Raw genomic sequence first — 19,051 nt, forward strand, 5'->3', positions numbered from 1 at the left:
TCTATGGTGATCACGTGAGCGAGCAGACGCAGCAACGGCGCACGTCGGGGGGCGCCCCCCACCCGCGGCGCGTGGTCGTGGCGGGCGCGGGCATGGCGGGGGTGCAGACCGCGGTCGCCCTGCGCGAACAGGGCTTCGACGGCACCGTCACCCTGATCGGCGCCGAGACCCACCCGCCCTACGACCGGCCGCCGCTGTCGAAGGCCGTCCTGCTCGGCAAGGCCGACGGCTCCGCCTTCGACATCGACTTCGCCGCCCTCGGCATCGAACTGCGGCTCGGGACCGAGGCCCTGGGCGTGCGCCCCGGCGACCACGAACTGGACACGTCCGCCGGGCCCGTCCCGTACGACGCCCTGGTCGTCGCCACCGGCGCCCGGCCCGTCCGGCTGCCCGGCACCGAGGGCGCCTCCGGCGTGCACGTGCTGCGCACCCTGGACGACGCCGAACGGCTGCGGCCGGTGCTCGCCGCCCAGCGCGACATCGTGGTCGTCGGCGCCGGCTGGATCGGCGCCGAGTTCGCCACCGCCGCCCGCGAGGCGGGCTGCGCCGTCACCGTCGTCGAGGCCGCCGACCGGCCGCTGGCCGGCGCGCTGCCCGCCGAGGTCGCCGCCCCGATGGCGCACTGGTACGCCGACAGCGGCACGGACCTGCGCACCCACGCGCGCGTGGCCCTCGTCGAGGACGGCGCGGTGGTGCTCGACGACGGCACCCGGCTGGCCGCGGACGCCGTCGTCGTCGGCATCGGCGCCCGGCCCGTCACCGAGTGGCTGGCCGGCTCGGGCGTCGCGCTCGGCGCGCACGGCGAGGTCCTCGCCGACGCCCGCCTGCGCACCTCCGTCCCGGACGTGCACGCCGTGGGCGACTGCGCGTCCTTCCCCTCGGAGCGGTACGCGGAGCGCCTGCTCGTGCACCACTGGGACAACGCCCTCCAGGGGCCGCGCACGGTCGCCGCCGACATCCTCGGCGACGCCCCGGCGGCCTACGACCCGGTCCCGTACTTCTGGTCCGAGCAGTTCGGCCGCTTCGTCCAGTACGCGGGCCACCACCCCTACGGCGACACCACCGTGTGGCGCGGCGACCCCGCCGGACCGGCGTGGACCGTGTGCTGGCTGCGCGAGGGGCGGCTCGTCGCCCTCCTCGCGGTGGGCCGTCCGCGCGACCTGGCGCAGGGCCGCAAGCTGATCGAGGCGGGCGCGGTGATGGACGCGGAACGCCTCGCTGACCCCTCCATGCCACTGAAGACGGCGACGGCGTAGGGCGCGGGGGCGGGCGACCGGGCGGCGACGCCGGAGGAGCGGCGACCGCGTGACGGTGTCCGCCGCCGCCCGGTCGGACGGGGTCGGCTTCCGGCTGTCGGTGCGGGATGGCAGGCTTGAGGGGTGACCGAGATTGACACCAAGATCGATGCTCTCGTCCCCGCCTGGCTCACCCTCCCCGACATCGCCGAGAAGTTCGGCGTCGAGGTGACGCGTGTCCGCCAGCTCGTCAAGGAGGGCCAGCTCATCGCCGTGCGCCGCGGGGAGAACCGCGCGCTGCACGTCCCCGCCGCCTTCATCGACGGGGATGTGATCGTCAAGGGCCTGACCGGGACCCTGACGCTCCTGCGGGACGACGGCTACTCCGACGAAGAGATGCTGGAGTGGCTGTTCACGGCCGACCCCAGCCTCCCCGGCACCCCCGCCGAGGCCCTCAGCGAGAACCGCGGCACGGAGGTGAAGCGCCGCGCCCAGGCGCTCGCCCTCTGACGACCGCGCCCGACCGCCCCGCCCCCGGGGCGCGCCCGCCAGGGCCGCGCCCCGCGGGCCGGGCCCGCGCGACACCAGCACGCCACGACCATCACGGCGCCCGGGGCGCCGTCCCCGGGGGGACCTGAGCATGTCCGACACCGCCACCACCGCCCGCGCCCGGCTGGCGGACGCCCGCCTGTACCTGTGCACCGACGCCCGCACCCGGCAGGGCGACCTGCCCGAGTTCCTGGACGCGGTCCTGGCCGGCGGGGTCGACGTCGTGCAGCTGCGCGACAAGGGCATGGAGGCCGCCGAGGAGCTGGCGCACCTCGCCGTGTTCGCCGAGGCCTGCGCCCGGCACGGCGCGCTCCTCGCCGTGAACGACCGGGCCGACGTCGCCCACGCCGCCGCCTCCGACGTGCTGCACCTCGGGCAGGGCGACCTGCCGGTCCCCGCGGCCCGCGCGCTGCTCGGCGACGACGTCCTGATCGGCCGCTCCACGCACGCCGAGTCCGAGGCCGCCGCCGCGGCCGTCCAGGACGGCGTGGACTACTTCTGCACCGGCCCCTGCTGGCCGACCCCCACCAAGCCCGGCCGCACCGCCCCCGGCCTCGGGCTCGTCCGGTACACCGCGGGCCTCGGCACCGCCCGCCCGTGGTTCGCCATCGGCGGCATCGACCTCGGCAACCTCGACGAGGTGCTCGACGCGGGCGCCCGCCGGGTCGTGGTCGTCCGCGCGATCACCGGCGCCGACGACCCGGGCGCGGCCGCCGCCGCCTTCGCGAAGCGGCTGCGGGAGCGCTGAGCCGCGCCGCGGTGTCCACGGCTGTCCGAGGGGTGGACAACAAGGCGACGAACCGGGTGAAAAACCCTCATCCGGTTGGGCGACCGACGTCCCCTGGCTAACCTGCGGGTATGGCCCTCGGAACCGCATCCACCCGGACGGATCACGCACCTACCGTGCGTGACATGCTCGCCTCCGGCAAGACGACGATCTCGTTCGAGTTCTCGGCGCCGAAGACCCCCAAGGGGGAGCGGAACCTGTGGAGCGCGCTGCGCCGCGTCGAGGCCGTCGCCCCGGACTTCGTCTCGGTGACCTACGGGGCCGGCGGTTCCACCCGGGCCGGCACGGTCCGGGAGACCGAGCAGATCGTGTCGGACACCACGCTGACGCCGGTCGCCCACCTCACCGCGATCGACCACTCCGTGACCGAACTGCGCAACATCGTCGGCCAGTTCGCCGACGCGGGCATCCGCAACATGCTCGCTCTGCGTGGCGATCCGCCCGGCGATCCGATGGGCGAGTGGACCGCCCACCCGACCGGTCTGGAGTACGCGGCCGACCTGGTGCGCCTCATCAAGGAGGCCGGTGACTTCTGCGTCGGCGTCGCCGCGTTCCCCGAGATGCACCCCCGTTCCGCCGACTGGGACAGTGATGTCGCCCACTTCGTGGCCAAGTGCCGGGCGGGCGCCGACTACGCGATCACACAGATGTTCTTCCAGCCGGAGTCCTACCTCCGGCTGCGCGACCGCCTCGCCGCCGCAGGCTGTGACACCCCCGTCATCCCCGAAGTGATGCCGGTCACCAGCGTGCGGATGCTGGAACGGCTGCCCCAGCTGAGCAACGCGGCCATCCCGTCCGCCCTCGCGGACCGGATCCACACAGCGAAGGACGATCCGGCGGCGGTACGCTCCATTGGCATCGACGTCGCAACGGAGTTCTGCGCGCGGCTGCTGGCCGAGGGAGTGCCGGGGCTGCACTTCATCACGCTGAACAACTCCACCGCGACGCTGGAGATCCACGAGAACCTGGGTCTGCACGATCCGCACCACCGACCACAGGCCTAGACCGGCCGCACCTGAATGCGCCACACTGCGTAGCGGCCACTGGGAGAGGGGCGTACATGGGCTGGACGGTCCTCTACATCGCATTCGGCGTCGTCGCGCTCTGGCTGCTCGGCGAGGTGCTGCTGCAGTACAAGGCACGGCTGCGCTGGCGGCTGCTCGCCTTCGGCGGCTTCGTCCTCGTCGTCCTCGGCGTACTGATCCCGTCGGTCCTCGTCATCGCGCTCGGCGCGGTCGCGTTCGCCGTCGGCCAGACCTACGTCACGCTGTCCTTCCGCCGGGGCTTCGACGAGGGCTGGGCGCTGCCCGGCCGCCGCGAGGCCGACGCCCAGAAGCGGGAGCGCGAACACGAGCACGACCCCGACCACGACCACGACGGGCCGGGCCCCGACGGCCGCGGCCCCGTGCCGGAGGACGACGACCACCGCGCCGAGGCACCCGGCCCGGCCGGGGACGACGCCTACGGCCAGGGCGACGGCTACCACCACGAGAACGCCTACGCGGGCACCCACCCCGGCGACACCGGCGCGAACTCCGTGTACGAGCCGCAGCCGCTGCCGGACGACACCGGCTCCTACGGGGTCTACCGCGACGGCACCTTCGCGGGCGCCGCCGACACCTCCTACGCGGCGGCCGGCCAGCAGCAGGACCAGGCGTACGCCGCGGCGGGCCAGGGCGGCGACCAGAACTACGGGTACGACAACTACTCCGGCTACGACCAGCAGCAGTACGGCTACGACACGGGCGCCCAGCAGCAGTACGCGGCCTACTCCGACCCGTACATCGGCACCCAGGCGTACGACGGCCAGCAGCAGTACGGCAACGGCGGTTACGCTCCGCAACAGCCGTACGAGCAGCAGCAGTACAACCAGGACCAGTACGGCAACTACGGGGACACCCCGGCCGGCGGGGTCTGGGTCCCGCAGCAGCGCAACGCCGACGGCAGCTACGCCGACGGCGACCTGCCGCCCGAGCAGCAGAACTACCCGTACCAGAACCACGATCAGAGCCAGAACCAGCACAACGGGCAGGCGCAGAACACCGGTTACGACGAGCAGTACCGCTACTGAGCCTCCCCGCAGGGGAGTCGGCCCCGGCGGTCCGCTCCCGCCGGGCCCTCCGCCCCCGGACCGTCGGTCCGGGGGCGGAGGCGTGTCACTGCGAGCCGCGGAAGTCCGGGCCCTCCACGACCAGTCCGGCCACCAGCGCGCCCGACATCCCCGCGTGCGCCAGCCCGCCCCCGGGGTGCGCCCAGCCGCCGGCCGTGAACAGCCCTGGCAGAGCAGTGGAGTTGGGCGGGCGCAGCAGGGAGCCCGCCGCGGCGGCCAGTGCGGGCGCGGGCACTCCGCCGGCCTCCGCGCCCGTCTCCTCGCGGGTGTGCACGGGCGTGCGCACCTCGCGCCACAGGACGCGACCGGCGAGGTCCGGCACCGCGCGCGCCGCGGCGGCCACCATCCGGTCGGCGAACGCGTCGGCGGCGCCGGGCGCGGCCCAGTCGTGACGGGCCAGGGACGGCACCGTCGCGGTCAGCACCACCGACTCGTGCGCCGTGTCGGGCCGCAGCGCCGGATCGTCCGGCCGGTACACGACGACCGTCGGGTCCGCCGCGGGCCTGCCCGCCGCGAGGGCGCCCAGTTCGTCCTCCCGGTCCCGGGTGTGCACGACGGTGCGGTGCACGGCGTCCCGGTCGCGGGCGCCGCGCAGCGCCAGGCACACCACGACCCGGCCCGGCACGGTGTCCTCGGCGCCGGGCGAGGGGACGCCGTCCGGGAACAGGGCCCGCCCCGGGACCATCGCGGCGAGGCGGGCCGGGGCGCCGCCGATCACGTGGTCCGCCCCGGCCACCGTGCCGTCGGCCAGCTCCACACCGGCCGCCCGGCCGTCCTTCTCCAGGACGCGCACGACGTCCGCGCCGAACACGAACTCCACCCGCCGGGCCGCGCACCGCTCGTACATCGCGCGGGCCAGCTCGCGCAGCCCGCCGCGGACGTACCAGGTGCCGAACGCGTGGTCCATGTACGGCAGTACGGCGGCCGACGCGGGCGCGGTGCGCGGGTCGAGGCCGTAGGTGACCGCGTAGCTCTCCAGCAGGGCGGTGAGCCGTGCGTCCCGCAGCTCCAGGTCGCCGACCTCGGTGAGCGTGGCGGCCAGGCGGGTGCGCAGCAGCCGCTTGCGCGGGACCGCCGGATAGGGCTCGCGCTCGGCCAGCACCTGCCAGTTGGGCCACAGGGGCTCTTCGAGGAGCGGCCGGCGCGTGCGGTCCCAGGCCTCGCGGGCCCGTACCAGGAAGTCGCCCCACCGCCGGCCCGCACCGCCGCCGAGGGCGTCGTCGAGGGCGGAGACGACCCCCGCGCGCGAGGCGTTGGGGAGGTCCGCGCGCGTACCGTCCGCGAACACGTGCCGGGCGGACGGGTCGACCTGCACGAGGTCGACGGAGCCCTCCATGGACTCCTTGCCGGTCTTGACGAACAGGTCGCGGTAGACCGCCGGCAGCGGGAGCAGCCCCGGCCCGGTGTCGAAGGCGAAACCGTCGCGTTCGAGACGCCGCAGGGCGCCCCCGTACGTCTGTGTGCGCTCGTACACCGTCACCCGGTGGCCCGCGACGGCCAGCCGGGCGGCAGCCCCCATGGCGCCCGTCCCGGCGCCGATCACCGCAATCCGTGCCATGCGGGGACCTTATCGGCCGCGCCGGCCGCGGCCTCCGGCGGCCACCGCGCGCGGGTCCGCGGGCGCCGGGTCAGGCCGGCGGGGGCTCCTGCGGCGGCCACTCGGCGAGGGCCCGTTTGCGTTCGCGCCGCTCGGCGCGGCGCCGCCGGAACCGCCTGATCCGCGAGACCAGGAAGCAGACCACCACCAGCCCGGTGGCGAGCAGCACGCCCGCGACGATCGCCGCCGCCACCGGATGGAACATCGAGAACGTGACGATGCCGCCCACGCCGAGGTCCTCGGCGAGGCTCACCACCACGTTGCTGAACGGCTCGGGCGAGGTGTTGACCGCCATGCGCGTACCGGCCTTGACGGTGTGGCTGGCCAGCGCCGTCGAGCCGCCGATCACGCCGGCCGCGACCTCCGACAGCGAGCCGCTCTGGCCGGCGAGCAGCGCGCCGACCCAGGCCCCGGCGACCGGCCGGATCACGGTGTGCACCGAGTCCCACACCGAGTCGACGTACGGGATCTTGTCGGCGACCGCCTCGCACAGGAACAGCACACCGGCGACGATCAGCACCTCGGGGCGCTGCATCGCCGCGGGCACGTCGTCGCTGAGCCCGGTCGCGCCGAACAGGCCGAGGAGCAGCACCGCCGCGTACGCGTTGATGCCGCTGGCCCAGCCGCTGGTGAAGACCAGGGGGAGTACGGACATGCGGGAGATCGTAGCCAGTACTCGCACACACGTCCCAGGGGTTGGGCACTCGGATTCGCGTAGGTGTACTCAGGGGGCGGGTTGAGTACGTGCGCGGATGGGACGGGACCCGCGCGGACGGGACAGTGGGGGGCACGGGAAGGGGCGCGGCGCCGGCACCGCCGGCACGGGGCTGCGGAACGGCGCGCCCCCGGACCGTGCTCCCGGCGTGATCCTGACGGACGCGCGGGAGCTGCCCGGCCGGACTCCGGCCGGGTCGGCGGACCGCGCTCAGCGGCCTCCGCTGACCCGGCCCTGGAGCAGCCGGGACAACGACGCGTGCACGTCGTCCAGGGAGCGCTCGGGCTGGAACGCCTGCCAGTCCAGGGCGGCCACCAGCACCATGCCGACCAGCGCGGCGGCCGTCAGCGGCACGTCGATCTCCTCGCTGAACTCGCCGCCCGCCACGCCCTCCCGCAGGACGTCCTCGATGGCCGCGACGACCTGCCCGCGCACCACCATCAACGTCGACTGCCAGGTGCGGTTGGTGCGCCACAGCTCGGCCACGTAGAGCTGGGTGAAGGCGGGGTAGCGGGCGATGAAGCCGAGACCCGCGCGGATCATCGCGTCCAGCGCGTCCACCTTGCTGCCGCCCGCCCGCGCGACCTCCCCGGACGCCTCCCGCAGGGACGCGGTGAGCAGACCGACGCCGTGCCGCAGCAGTTCCTCGAACAGGACCGACTTGCTCGCGAAGTTGTAGTAGACGGTGCCCTTCGCGACGCCCGCCCGCTCGGCGATCTCGTCCACCGTGGTGGCGGAGAAGCCCTGTTCGGCGATGAGCGTGACGGCCGCCTCGTAGAGCTTCTGCCGGGTGGCCTCGCGGCGCGGGCTGGCGCCCGGCGTGACGCTGCTGCTTTCCATGGGCCCGATTGTCACAGCCCCGCCGCCCCCGTACTCACAGGCTCAGCTCGGGGTGCAGCCGGGCGGGCGTCCACACCTGCCGGCGCCGGGCCGTGAGCGCGGTCAGCACGAGGGCGCCCGCGGTGAACGCCACGAGCACCGCGCAGGCCCGCCACACCGGGCCCGTGCCGCCGCCGGTGATCAGCCGCCGCAGTGCCTCGACGACGTGGCTCATGGGCAGGTACGGGTGCAGCGCGCCGAAGAAACGGGGGCTGGTCTCCACCGGGTAGGTGCCGCCCGCGGAGGTCAACTGGAGCATCAGCAGGGCGAGTACGAGGATGCGGCCCGCGGCGCCGAAGCGGGCGTTCAGCCACTGCACGACCGCCGCGAAGCAGGCCGCCGTCAGGAACAGGAAGCCCACGGTCGCCGCCGCCCGCGCCATCTCCAGACCCACCGCCCAGTGCAGCACCGCCATCAGAGCCGCCGTCTGGAGCACCCCGAGCGCGGCCACCGGCAGCCATCCGGCGAGCGTGGTCCGCCAGGCGGGCGCCCCCGCCGCGAGGGCCCGCCGGTTGAGCGGGGCGATCAGCATGTACGCCACCATCGCGCCGACCCACAGCGACAGCGGGATGAAGTAAGGGGCGAACCCGGTCCCGTAGTTGGGCGCCGCGTGCAGGTCCTGCGAGGCGAGGCGCACCGGGTCGGACATCACGCCGGTGCGCCTGTCGCGGTCCGCGGTGTCGTAGTCGGGGATCTTCCCGGCGCCGTCGTGCAGTCCGTCGGCCAGCGTCGCGGAGCCGTCGGCCAGCTTGTAGAGGCCGCCGTGCAGTTCTCCGGCGCCCGACTTGAGGGTGCCGAGCCCGGTGTTCAGGTCGGTGGCGCCGGTACGCGCGGTGCCGAGCCCCGTGTGCAGGGTCTTCGCGCCGGCGGCGACCTCGGCGGCGCCCGCGTTCAGCGCGTCGATCTTCTTGACGGCGTCGTCCAGGTCGTCCGTGAGGTGCGGCGCCCGGTCCGCGAGGGCGTCGGCCTGCCGCTGGAGCGTGCCGAGGCCGCTGCTGAGCGTGCTCAGGTCGCCGTCCTGGTCGGCGACGAGGGTGTTCAGGTCGTCCGCGACCGCCGAGACGTCCGCGGCGGCGTCCTTCGCCCGCTTCAGGTCGGCGCACGCGGCGTCGGGGTCGTCCGCGCCGTCCGTGCCGCTCGTGGTGGTCGTGCCGTCCGTGCCGACGGCCGTCCCGGCCTTCCCGCACCGCGCCGTGTACACGTCGTCCAGGGTCCGCGACGCGGCGCGCGCGCCCTTGGCCGCCGCCGGGGCCGTCTTCGCGAGCGTGTCCAGGTTGTCGCGCACGGCACCCGCCGAGTCGGCCACCAGACGGGCCGTGTCGCCGATGGTCTTCCGGTTGGCCTTCAGGAACGGCCGCACCTGTGCCGCCGCCCCGTCGACCGAGTCGGCGAGGGTCTGCGTGCCGTCGGCGACCTGCCGCGAACCGGTCTCCAGGTCGCCGGCCCCGCTGTTGAGCTTCTTGAGCCCCTTCGCCAGCTTCGAGCTGCCCTTCTTCGCCTCGGTGAGGCCGTCCGCGAGGTCCTTGGAGCCCTTCTCCGCCTTGTCGATCCCCGCTTCGAGCCGGTCGGCGCCGTGGGCCGCCTTCACCGTCTGCCCGTGGATGTCGGAGAACGAGACGAAGATCCGGTCGAGGAAACCCCGCGACGTCTTCGCGGACGCCGCCGAACGCACCTCGCCGAACACGGTCTTGGAGATCTGCCCGACGATGTAGTTGTTCGCGTCGTTGGTGCGCACCTGGAGCGCGCCCGTCTCCGGCGAGTCCCCCGAACTGGACGCCACGCGCGCGCTGAAGTCGGCCGGCATGGTCAGCGACAGGTAGTAGGTGCCGTCCTCGACACCGCGCCGGGCCTCGGCGGCGCTCACCCGGTGCCACGCGAAGGTGTCGCTCTTCAGCAGCTCCTCGGTGATGTCGTCACCGGCGGTGATCCGCTTCCCGTCCGCCGTCGCCCCCCTGTCGTCGTCCACGAGCGCCACCGGGATGCGGTCCAGGCGCCCGTACGGGTCCCAGAACGACCACAGGTAGAGCCCGCCGTACAGCAGCGGCAGCACCATGAGCGCCACGAGCGCGGCGCGCGGCAGCCGGCCGCGGGTGAAACGCCGCAGTTCAAGCGCGGCGAGCCTCGGCAGACGCACGGGCGGGTCCCTTCTCGTCGGAGTCGTCGGAGTCGTCGGAGTCGTCGGAGTCGTCGGAGTCGTCGGAGTCGTCGGAGTCGCGGGAGTCGCCGTCGGTGGTGCTTCCGGCCTCCCCGAGGCGGACGGCGGGGGTGCCCTCGGGCGCGCCCTCGCCCGCCGCCACGACGGTCGTGCCCTCCAGGGCCAGGTCCGCGAGCAGCGCCCACGCCCGGTCGCGGTCCTCGTCGGAGAGCTTCAGCCCGACGTCGTCCACGGCGAGCAACCGCGGCCGTCCCACCAGCGCCAGCGCCACCGAGAGCCGCAGCGCCTCCAGCCGCTCCAGGTCGCGCACGGCGGTGCGGGGCCCCTTGGGCAGGGCCGCGACGTCGAGGCCGGCGGCGTCCAGCGCTGCCGCGGTCCGCTCCCGCGCGGCACGCGCGCGCTCGGCGGGGGACCGCAGCAGACCGCGCAGCACACCGCCCGGCGCGTCGCCGAACCGCCGTTGCAGCAGGGCGCGTTCACGCAGGTGCTCGCCGACGGTCAGCGCGGGTTCGAGATCGGTCACGCCGGCCATGTGCGCGGGCGCCGAGAACCGCCGCACGGCCGCCATGCGCCGGGGCAGCGGGAGGCCGCCGACGACCGCGGTTCCCTCGGCGGGACGCATACGTCCGGTGATCGCGAGCAGAAGACAGGTCCGGCCGGAACCTGACAATCCGTCAACGGCGAGCAGCGAACCGGGTTCCGCATCGAACGAGACCGCGCGGAACGCCCACCCGCGCGGGCCCCTGACCCCCAACCCCCGGGCGGAGATCCCGGCCCCCCACGGCTCGCCCACGGCGCTCCCTCCCGTATTCCGCATCCGCGACAGAATTTGAACTGACTGGTCAGTGCAAAAGTAGACCGAACAAGCGCGCGAAGCAAAAGTCCAGGTCAGAACGGATTGTCAGTGCCATACCGCACGATGGGCACATACGGCCACAGTGCCGTCACCCAGACGACAGGAGGTTCGTCATGGCCAACCACCCCGCAGCAGCCGCACACCGGCGCCGCGTCCCCGGCCCTGCCCCCTCACTGACCGGCCCGGCGAGCGACGTCCACCCCGTACTGCGCCGGGCCACCGCGCCGCCCGCCGCCCTCGACCTGCTCGCCCAGGCCCGCGCCGGACTCGACGAGGCCGCCGTCCTGGAAACACCGAACGAGCGCTACGCCGCGGCCCACCTCGCCGCCCTGCGCACCGCCGCCGCCGTCCTCGCGGTGCGCGGACGCCCCGAGTCCACCGCGAAGCGCAGGGCCCGCATCAGGCCCGCGTGGGAGGTGCTGCCGGAGATCGCCCCCGAACTGACCGAGTGGAGCGCCCTGTTCGCCTCGGGCGCCCAGCGCCGGGCCCGTGCCGAGGCAGGCATCCGGGGCGCGGTCGGCCGCCGCGAGGCCGACGACCTCGTACGGGACGTGGCGATGTTCCTGCGCATCGTCGAACGCATGCTGGCCCCGCAGCCGGTCCTCCCGCAGCCCCGCCAGGACGAGGACACCGCGGGCCCCCGCCGCGGGCACCGCGACCGGGGGGTGCCGGAGGCGGGGTGAGCGCATGGCCCCGCCGGGCGGCGGCCTCCTCGGACGCGGCGGGGCGGGGCGGGGCGATGCGCCGGGCCGCGTCCGGCGTGGCCCGGCGTTCGCCCGCCCGCCTCTCGCAGGCGGGCCGGAGCCGGCGACCGGGGCGGCCGGTCCGCGGCGCGGACGGTCGGGAGGTTCCGGCACGGCCCCCGGCCGAGGCGTCGGACGCACCGGGCGGTCACGCGCCGCCCGGCGGCCCCGGTCCGGCGCGCGAGACGGTCGGCCGGGTCCGCGGCCGGAGGCCATAGGGTGGGCAGCGCCGGAGCGCGCAGCCGCCCCGGCCCAGGTCCCAGCCCCCGTACCGTCGTCCCGGTCCGGGCGGCCGCCCGATCGCCCGTCGCGCAAGCGGCGGTGCCGCGCCGAGGAGTCAACTGCCGTGCCGGACCCGATGCGCCCCCGCGCCTCCCTCCGTACCGCCGTGGTCTGGGAGGTCCTCCAGGAGGCCCTCGACCGCAGGGTCAAGGCCGCGGGCCGGGAGTCGCTGGACGTCCTCGACACCGGCGGCGGCAGCGGCAACTTCGCCGTGCCGGTCGCCCGCCTCGGCCACCGCGTCACCGTCGTCGACCCCAGCCCCAACGCGCTCTTCGCGCTGGAGCGCCGGGCGGGCGAGGCCGGTGTCGCCGACCGCGTGCGCGGCATCCAGGGCGACGCCCACGGTCTCTTCGACGTCGCCGAGCGCGGCGGGTACGACGCGGTGCTGTGCCACGGCGTCCTGGAGTACGTGGACGAACCCGCCGTCGGCGTCAGCAACGTGGTGGCCGCCCTGCGCCCCGGCGGCGTCCTCAGCCTGCTCGCCGCGGGGACCGGCGGTGCCGTCCTCGCCCGCGCCCTCGCCGGCCACTTCACGGAGGCCCGGCAGGCGCTCGGCGACCCGGACGGACGCTGGGGCGACGCCGACCCGGTACCGCGCCGCTTCACCGCCGACCAGCTCACCGCGCTCGTCGAGGGCGCCGGCCTGCGCGTCGGCGCGGTGCACGGCGTGCGGGTCTTCGCCGACCTGGTGCCCGGCGTCCTCGTCGACACCGAGCCCGGGGCGCTGGACGCCCTGCTCAAGCTGGAGGCGGCGGCGGCCGAACTGCCGGCCTTCCACTCCGTGGCCACGCAGCTCCACGTGCTCGGCGAGGTGCGCGGGACCGAAGAGGCCTGAGCCGTCCCGTGGTGCGCCGTTGATCAGGCCATTGGCTGCGCACGGACTGGGCCACAGGCCCCCCGGGAGCGGCTCCGCCGCCGTATGATCGGGGGTGACCGCCCCGCATGACGGGTCGGCCCCCGGGGAATGGAAGCCTCAGCGGGCCGAGACGGGCACGACGGATCGCGGTTGGCCAATTGGCGCAGAGGGGCGGGTTTCACGGGGGCGATTCCCTGCCTATCCTGAAGGGACCCCCCGGGTCGCCCCGGCGACTGCACGATGAGGAGGACTCCGTGCCGCTCTCGGAGCACGAGCAGCGCATGCTCGAGCAGATGGAGCGAGCGCTGTACGCCGAAGATCCCAAGTTCGCGACAGCGCTTGAGGGAAGCGGGCTGCGCACGTACACCCGGCGACGGGTCTACCAGGCGGTCGTGGGCTTCCTCGTTGGTATCGCGCTCCTCATGGCCGGAATGGTCGCCAAGCAGATCTGGGTCAGCGTTGTCGGCTTCCTCGTCATGCTGGGATGTGCCGTCCTCGCCGTCACCAGCTGGCGCAAGGCGCCCAAGCCGGGTGAGCAGCCGGTCGGCGGTGCGCAGGCCGCGCCCCGTCAGGTCCGGCAGCGCCGCTCCATGATGGACCGGATCGAACAGCGCTGGCAGCGCCGCCGCGACGAACAGGGCCACTGACAGCAGTACGCACGCCGCGCGGCGCGGCTCTCCGTCTCACGTGCCGAGGGGTGGACACCGGTCAGGTGTCCACCCCTCACGCATGCCCCGGCGCCCGGTCGGACCAGCCGGTACGAAACATTTCCGGGCGGGGCACGGGACGCTCCGCGCAGGGCCGGGGCATGCGCGGCGGGACGGCTCCGGCTCGCGGCTCACTGACCCGGCCCGGCCCGGCCTGGAGAGGCTCAGCGGCCGCCGGTCGGGGGGAGCCGCCGGGTGGCCGCGCAGGCGGGGCGCGAGTGGTCGCGGCGTCGCTGTGGCCGCCGCGGGGTGCGCCGCTTCCGTGGGCACGGCCGCGCCCGGGTCCCGGGCAGACCCCGGGCCTGCGGCCGCGCGGCTGCTGCTGCCGGCCGCTTGGCCGCGGTGGGTGCTCCGCCCCGGATGGTGGGTCGAGGGAGCCGCAGGCCGACAGCCACTGGCGCCGCGCAGCCCCTGCCGCCCGGCCGTCGGTGCACTTCCCCGCTCGGCGATCCCCGGCCCGGGGGGCAACACCTTGCTCCCCGGCTGCCCCGGGTGTTCCGCCTCAGCCTTCCTGCCCCCGGGGGTGGCCCGTTCCGCGGCGTGGGTGGATGCGGGTCTTCGCTGTCGAGAGGCGGGTCTTCGTCTCGGTCCAGCGGGCCGAGGCCGCCCACAGCACCCGTACGGCCGAACGCGGGGCGAACGTGGCCCGCAGTCGTGCCCGGCGGTTCGCCGAGGCGCGCAGGGCCGCCGTCACCAGCCGGGCGTCCGCGGCGAGGCCCGCCGCCGGGTAGGGGTGCGGCGCGTACAGCACCTGCTCCACGGCGTTCGCCACCCGGTGCACCGACGCCGCCGGTTCCCCGGTGAGACCGCCCCGGCGGACGATCCGGGCCGCCGCGCCGCGCGGGGTCAGGGAGTCGTCCGGGAGGATCCCGAAGTCCCATGCCGTGCACGTGAGTTCGTCCCAGACGGCCAGGGTGTGCCGGACCGCCGGGCCGCCCCGCGCACCCGGTGGTGCGCCGGTCCGCGGGTCGGTCCCCTCCGCGTGTTCGCGGGCGCCCGCCGGCAGGGCGTGCCCCCGCGCGCCGCCGAGCCGTACGGCTCGTCTGCGGACCCGCCACAGCAGGGGCGAGAGGACCAGGCCGATCGCGGCCAGCCCGCCCAGCGTCCAGGCCAGCACGTCGGACGTCCCGGGGCCGCCCCCGCCCGGCGTGACGGCGGCCTCCGGGGACTCGCTCGCGCAGCCCCCGTTCTTCCGGTCGACGGCCGAGCAGCTCTCGCTCGCCGACGGCGCCGTGGAGGGCCCGGCGCTGGTGGACCGGGACGGCAGCGCCGGGTCGGGAACGCTGTTGCCGGACGAGTCGGGCAGTGTGTACGCCGGTACCGAACCGCGGGTCGGGGTCGGCTCGAACCTCGTCCAGCCCACGCCCTGGAAGTACAGCTCGGGCCACGCGTGCGCGTCCTTCAGGCCCACCGACACCGAGCCGTCCGCCTGCTGCGTCCCGGGTGCGAAGCCCACCGCGACCCGCGCCGGAATGCCCAGCGAGCGGGCCATCGCCGCCATCGCGAAGGAGAAGTGGACGCAGAAGCCGCGCTTGTCCCTCAGGAACCGGGCGATCGCCTCGAAGCCGCTGCCGACCTGCACCGTCGTGTCGTACGTGAAGCCGCCGGTCTGGGTGAAGTAGTTCTGGAGCGCCACCGCCTCCTGGTAGTGGCTGGCCGAACCGGCGGTCACCTCGCGCGCGGTCTTCGCGACCACCGACGGCAGCGACTTCGGGAGGGCCGTGTACTCGCGCTCCAGGTCGTCCGGCGGCGCCGGGGCGGCGGCGAGCTGCTGCGCGGTGGGCTGGACCTCCAGGCTGGAGACCTCGTACGTCAGGCCGTGCGTGTCCTGGCCGTGGTCGCCGACGACGGCCATGTCCACGGGCTCGTAGCGCCAGTCGCCCTCGACCCGCACACCGCTGGGCGGGTACGGCATCGGCAGCCAGCTCTGGGCGTACCAGTCGGCCGCCGCGATCCGGGTGGTCACCTCGGTGCGCCTGACGTCCTGCCCGAGGCCCGTCGGGTCGGGCAGGCTGTCGGGGAGCGCCTCGTGGCGCCGGTCGGAGGGCTTCCAGGTGATGCCGTCGAAGTCGTCGAGGGACACGATCCGCAGATACGTGCCGGAGCTGGTGCCGTCGGTGCGCTCGGACAGCACCTGGCGGTCGTCGACCGAGTTGAGGCTGTCGCGCAGGGACACCAGCAGGTTGACCCCGGTCGCGGTGCCGTCGCCGCCCGTGCCGCTCCCGGTTCCCTTGCCCAGGCCCCCCAGCAGTCCGCCCTGGGCCGCGGGCAGCGCGAGCGGGACGATCAGGGCGAGCCCCAGCGTGACGACGCCGATCCGGCGTCCGGCGCGGGCCGGCGCCAGTGGACCGCCCGCCTCGGCGGACCGTGCGGAACCCCGCGAGCTGCCGCCGAAGACGCGGCCCCAGCGGGTGAGCCGGTCGCGGCCCTCGGCGAGCAGCAGCATCAGGTAGCCGACCGCCGCCAGCAGGAACCACAGCCAGTCGGAGGGACCGTCGGACAGCCCGGCGGCCACCGAGTACAGCGCGAGGAGCGGGAGGCCGGCGGGCGCGGCGTTGCGGAAGGTCACCGCGAGGGTGTCCACCGCCAGGCCGATCACGAGCACACCACCGACCAGCATGAGCCGTATGCCGTCGGACGCCGGGGCCGGTATCGAGTAGCGGCCGACGTCGGTCGTGCCCTGCTGGAACAGGTCCGCGAAGTGCCGGAAGGCGTCGGGGCCCGGCACCACGCCGAACAGCGCCTGCCGGTGGGCGAACGAGAGGGTCAGCAGGGCGAGTGCCGTCAGCGCCTGCACGGCCACGGTCAGCGGCCGCGCCAGCGGCACCCGCCGGGTCGCGGCGCCGACGGCGCTCTGCACGGTCAGCAGCAGCGTCGCCTGGAAGACCCACACGACGGGGGAGACCAGCGGCAGCAGGGCCGTCGCCGTCATCAGCGTCGCCGCCGCCGAGAACACCGTGATCCGGGCGCGCCCGCTCATGACCGTCCCTCTCCGCCCGCCGTCGCGAGCCCCGCGCGTTCGCGGTCCGCGTGCCGCCACAGCTCGGCGAACGGGGCCCCCGGTGGCACCGGGACCACTGTCCAGCCCGCGTCCCGCAGCGTCCGCCGCCGGTCCGCGGCGCGGGCGGCCGCCGCCTGCTGGGGGCTCGGTTCGCGGCTCCAGTCCTCGGGGTCCAGGACGAACGCGAGGGCCGCCCCGCCGCGCTGCCGCATCCGTACGGCGACGGCCGTCTGCTCCTCGTCGAGCTCGCCGAAGAACGCCACCAGCAGCCCCTCGTTGCCGCCGCGCAGCAGGTCGTACGCGCGGGACAGGCCCGCGCCGTCGGAGTGGTCGATCACCGCGAGGGTGTCCATCATCAGCCCGGCGGCGTCCGCGGACTGCTGGCTGGCGCCGGCGAAACCGTCGGCGCCTTCGCCCGGCACGGACATGCCGGTGTCGGTCAGCAGCCGTACGGAGAAGCCCTGCTCCAGCATGTGCACGAGCACCGACGCGGCGCCGGAGACGGCCCACTCGAAGGCGGAGTCGGGCCCCTGCCCGGCGTAGGCGCCGCCCCGCGTGTCCAGCAGCACCGTGCAGCGGGCGCGCTGCGGCTGCTCCTCGCGGCGCACCATCAGCTCGCCGTAGCGGGCGGTGGAGCGCCAGTGGACGCGGCGCAGGTCGTCGCCGTAGCGGTAGCCGCGCGGGATCACGTCGTCCTCGCCGGCCAGCGCCAGCGAGCGCTGCCGCCCGTCGCCGTACCCCTTGGCCTCGCCGCTCAGCCGCACCGTGGGCAGCGGCTCGACGCGCGGTATCACCGTCAGGGTGTCGAACGCCGAGAAGGAGCGCGTCAGTTCGCACATCCCGAACGGGTCCGTGAGCCGCAGTTGCAGCGGCCCGAGCGGATAGCGCCCGCGCAGGTCGGAACGGACCCGGTAGGACACCTCGCGCCGCCCGCCCGGCTCGACCCGGTCGAGCACGAACCGGGGCCGCGGCCCGAGGACGTAGGGCACCCGGTCCTGGAGCATCAGCAACCCGGTGGACAGCCGCGAGACGTTGTCGACCCGGAGGTGGACGCGGGCCTCGGAGGCCGCGGGCACCCGCGCGGGGGAGAGCCGGCGGCTGCCGGCGACCCGGTAGCGGGTGCGGTACAGCATCCCCGCGCACACCAGCGGCAGCACGGCGAGCAGCAGCCCGACGCGCAGCAGGTCGCCCTGGCCCAGGACGTACGCGCACACCGAGGCCGCGAGACCGGCGGCGAGGAACGAGCGGCCGCGAGTGGTCAGACCGGCCAGCGCCGTGCGCAGGCCGCCCTCACCGCCCCGGTCGCCCTCCGCGACCTGCGCCGTCCCCCCGGCGCTCATCACATCCTCCGCGGCGGCTGCTGGCCGTACGACCGGCCCGGAAGGGCGCCGCCCTGCACGGGCGCGGTCGGCACCGGGGTGCGCTGGAGGATCTCCTGGACGACCTGTTCCGAGGTGCGCCGGTTGAGCTGGGCCTGCGCGGTGGGCAGCAGCCGGTGGGACAGCACCGCCACGGCGAGCGCCTGGACGTCGTCCGGCAGCGCGTACTCGCGGCCGTCCAGCGCGGCCGACGCCTTCGCCGCGCGCAGCAGGTGCAGGGTGGCGCGCGGTGACGCGCCGAGTCTCAGATCGGGGTGCGTGCGCGTGGCGGCGACCAGGTCGACCGCGTACCGGCGCACCGGGTCGGCGACATGCACGCCGCGCACCGCCTCGACGAGCTTGAGGATGTCGTGGGCGTGGGCCACCGGCTGGAGGTCGTCCAATGGGTTCACGCCGCCGTGCACGTCGAGCATCCGGAGCTCGGCCTCGGCGCTGGGATAGCCGATGGAGACCCGGGCCATGAAGCGGTCGCGCTGCGCCTCGGGCAGCGGGTAGGTGCCCTCCATCTCGACCGGGTTCTGCGTGGCGACCACCATGAAGGGGCTGGGCAGTTCGTACGTCTGCCCGTCGATGGTGACCTGGCGCTCCTCCATCGACTCCAGCAGCGCGGACTGCGTCTTCGGCGAGGCGCGGTTGATCTCGTCGCCGATCACGATCTGCGCGAAGACGGCGCCCGGCTTGAACTCGAAGTCGCGGCGCTGCTGGTCCCAGATGGACACGCCGGTGATGTCGGACGGCAGCAGGTCGGGCGTGAACTGGATGCGCCGCACCGAGCAGTCGATGGACCGGGCCAGCGCCTTGGCCAGCATGGTCTTGCCGACGCCGGGGACGTCCTCGATCAGGAGGTGCCCCTCGGCGAGCAGCACGGTCAGCGACAGGCGCACGACCTCCGGCTTGCCCTCGATCACCTCTTCGACCGAACCGCGGATGCGCTCCGCGGTCGCGGTCAGACTCAGCCCCACGCCCGAATGCCCTCGCGCGGGGGCACCCCCGTGCTCCGATCGAGCGTCATAGGTCGTCACCCGGCCCTCCTCGGCCCGTACTGTTCCGGGCCGGCACGCCATGGCGGACCGGCCCACCCCGAAAGACGGACACCCCGCGGAGCGGTCCCGCGCGACGTCACCCCCGCATTCTTGCTGCCGTTACCGATTCGTGTCACTCGCCTGTGGACAACTGACCGCACTCTGTCGTGCCCGGGGC

The 19,051-nt window shown here is 75.0% G+C and carries 16 protein-coding genes; 8 read left to right on the forward strand and 8 right to left on the reverse strand.

The annotated features are described in order from the left end of the window. Positions 1 to 14 precede the first annotated feature (14 nt). From ACFZA0_RS04060 to ACFZA0_RS04080, 5 genes are all read left to right on the forward strand, one after another. Complete coding sequence (locus tag ACFZA0_RS04060) at positions 15 to 1,256, forward strand: FAD-dependent oxidoreductase (RefSeq protein ID WP_391010819.1); 1,242 nt, start codon at positions 15 to 17, stop codon at positions 1,254 to 1,256. A gap of 123 nt (positions 1,257 to 1,379) precedes the next feature. Next, positions 1,380 to 1,745 (forward strand): Rv2175c family DNA-binding protein, encoded by a 366-nt coding sequence (locus tag ACFZA0_RS04065; protein WP_391010822.1) that lies wholly within the window; start codon positions 1,380 to 1,382, stop codon positions 1,743 to 1,745. Between the two features lie 130 nt (positions 1,746 to 1,875). Continuing rightward, entirely contained in the window at positions 1,876 to 2,532 is a 657-nt protein-coding gene (gene thiE / locus ACFZA0_RS04070; RefSeq protein ID WP_391010825.1) for a thiamine phosphate synthase, read from the forward strand. Positions 2,533 to 2,642: 110 nt separating this feature from the next. Next, the gene (gene metF, locus ACFZA0_RS04075) at positions 2,643 to 3,575 is read left to right on the forward strand and encodes a methylenetetrahydrofolate reductase [NAD(P)H] (protein ID WP_391010828.1); all 933 of its coding nucleotides are present in this window, start codon (positions 2,643 to 2,645) and stop codon (positions 3,573 to 3,575) included. A 56-nt stretch (positions 3,576 to 3,631) separates the two neighbouring features. After that, positions 3,632 to 4,642 (forward strand): hypothetical protein, encoded by a 1,011-nt coding sequence (locus tag ACFZA0_RS04080; RefSeq protein WP_391010831.1) that lies wholly within the window; start codon positions 3,632 to 3,634, stop codon positions 4,640 to 4,642. Positions 4,643 to 4,727: 85 nt separating this feature from the next. On the opposite strand, the gene ACFZA0_RS04085 is transcribed toward ACFZA0_RS04080, so the two are convergent. From ACFZA0_RS04085 to ACFZA0_RS04105, 5 genes are all read right to left on the reverse strand, one after another. Then, positions 4,728 to 6,239, reverse strand: a complete 1,512-nt coding sequence (locus ACFZA0_RS04085; protein WP_391010834.1) for an FAD-dependent oxidoreductase — start codon at positions 6,237 to 6,239, stop codon at positions 4,728 to 4,730. Positions 6,240 to 6,309: 70 nt separating this feature from the next. After that, positions 6,310 to 6,933, reverse strand: a complete 624-nt coding sequence (locus ACFZA0_RS04090; protein ID WP_391010837.1) for a DUF4126 family protein — start codon at positions 6,931 to 6,933, stop codon at positions 6,310 to 6,312. Between the two features lie 270 nt (positions 6,934 to 7,203). After that, entirely contained in the window at positions 7,204 to 7,833 is a 630-nt protein-coding gene (locus ACFZA0_RS04095) for a TetR family transcriptional regulator (RefSeq protein ID WP_391010840.1), read from the reverse strand. A 34-nt stretch (positions 7,834 to 7,867) separates the two neighbouring features. Next, complete coding sequence (locus tag ACFZA0_RS04100) at positions 7,868 to 10,006, reverse strand: YhgE/Pip family protein (protein WP_391010843.1); 2,139 nt, start codon at positions 10,004 to 10,006, stop codon at positions 7,868 to 7,870. Continuing rightward, entirely contained in the window at positions 9,978 to 10,844 is an 867-nt protein-coding gene (locus ACFZA0_RS04105; protein WP_391010846.1) for an ATP-binding cassette domain-containing protein, read from the reverse strand. Before ACFZA0_RS04105 ends, ACFZA0_RS04100 begins: the two co-directional genes overlap by 29 nt. 152 nt (positions 10,845 to 10,996) lie before the next feature. Here ACFZA0_RS04105 and ACFZA0_RS04110 point away from each other — a divergent pair, with 152 nt between their 5' ends. The 3 genes from ACFZA0_RS04110 (at position 10,997) to ACFZA0_RS04120 (ending at position 13,411) form a co-directional block, all read left to right on the forward strand. Further along, positions 10,997 to 11,566 carry an SAV_6107 family HEPN domain-containing protein gene (locus ACFZA0_RS04110; protein ID WP_391010849.1) on the forward strand — a complete coding sequence of 190 codons (570 nt, stop codon included), beginning with the start codon at positions 10,997 to 10,999 and terminating at the stop codon, positions 11,564 to 11,566. A 406-nt stretch (positions 11,567 to 11,972) separates the two neighbouring features. Further along, complete coding sequence (locus ACFZA0_RS04115) at positions 11,973 to 12,743, forward strand: methyltransferase (protein WP_391010852.1); 771 nt, start codon at positions 11,973 to 11,975, stop codon at positions 12,741 to 12,743. Positions 12,744 to 13,018: 275 nt separating this feature from the next. Continuing rightward, the gene (locus ACFZA0_RS04120; RefSeq protein WP_391010855.1) at positions 13,019 to 13,411 is read left to right on the forward strand and encodes a DUF3040 domain-containing protein; all 393 of its coding nucleotides are present in this window, start codon (positions 13,019 to 13,021) and stop codon (positions 13,409 to 13,411) included. Between the two features lie 562 nt (positions 13,412 to 13,973). On the opposite strand, the gene ACFZA0_RS04125 is transcribed toward ACFZA0_RS04120, so the two are convergent. Genes ACFZA0_RS04125 through ACFZA0_RS04135 form a run of 3 tightly spaced genes read right to left on the reverse strand, consistent with a single transcriptional unit; the run spans position 13,974 to position 18,873 of the window. Next, positions 13,974 to 16,451: a transglutaminaseTgpA domain-containing protein gene (locus tag ACFZA0_RS04125; protein WP_391010858.1), complete on the reverse strand. Its 2,478-nt coding sequence runs from the start codon at positions 16,449 to 16,451 to the stop codon at positions 13,974 to 13,976. After that, entirely contained in the window at positions 16,448 to 17,812 is a 1,365-nt protein-coding gene (locus tag ACFZA0_RS04130) for a DUF58 domain-containing protein (RefSeq protein ID WP_391010861.1), read from the reverse strand. Before ACFZA0_RS04130 ends, ACFZA0_RS04125 begins: the two co-directional genes overlap by 4 nt. Beyond that, complete coding sequence (locus ACFZA0_RS04135; RefSeq protein ID WP_391010864.1) at positions 17,812 to 18,873, reverse strand: AAA family ATPase; 1,062 nt, start codon at positions 18,871 to 18,873, stop codon at positions 17,812 to 17,814. The genes ACFZA0_RS04130 and ACFZA0_RS04135 overlap by 1 nt, the downstream gene beginning before the upstream one ends. Positions 18,874 to 19,051: the final 178 nt, after the last annotated feature.

This window comes from Streptomyces sp. NPDC008150 (assembly GCF_042956945.1).
In the GTDB taxonomy this organism is placed as follows: Bacteria; Actinomycetota; Actinomycetes; order Streptomycetales; family Streptomycetaceae; genus Streptomyces.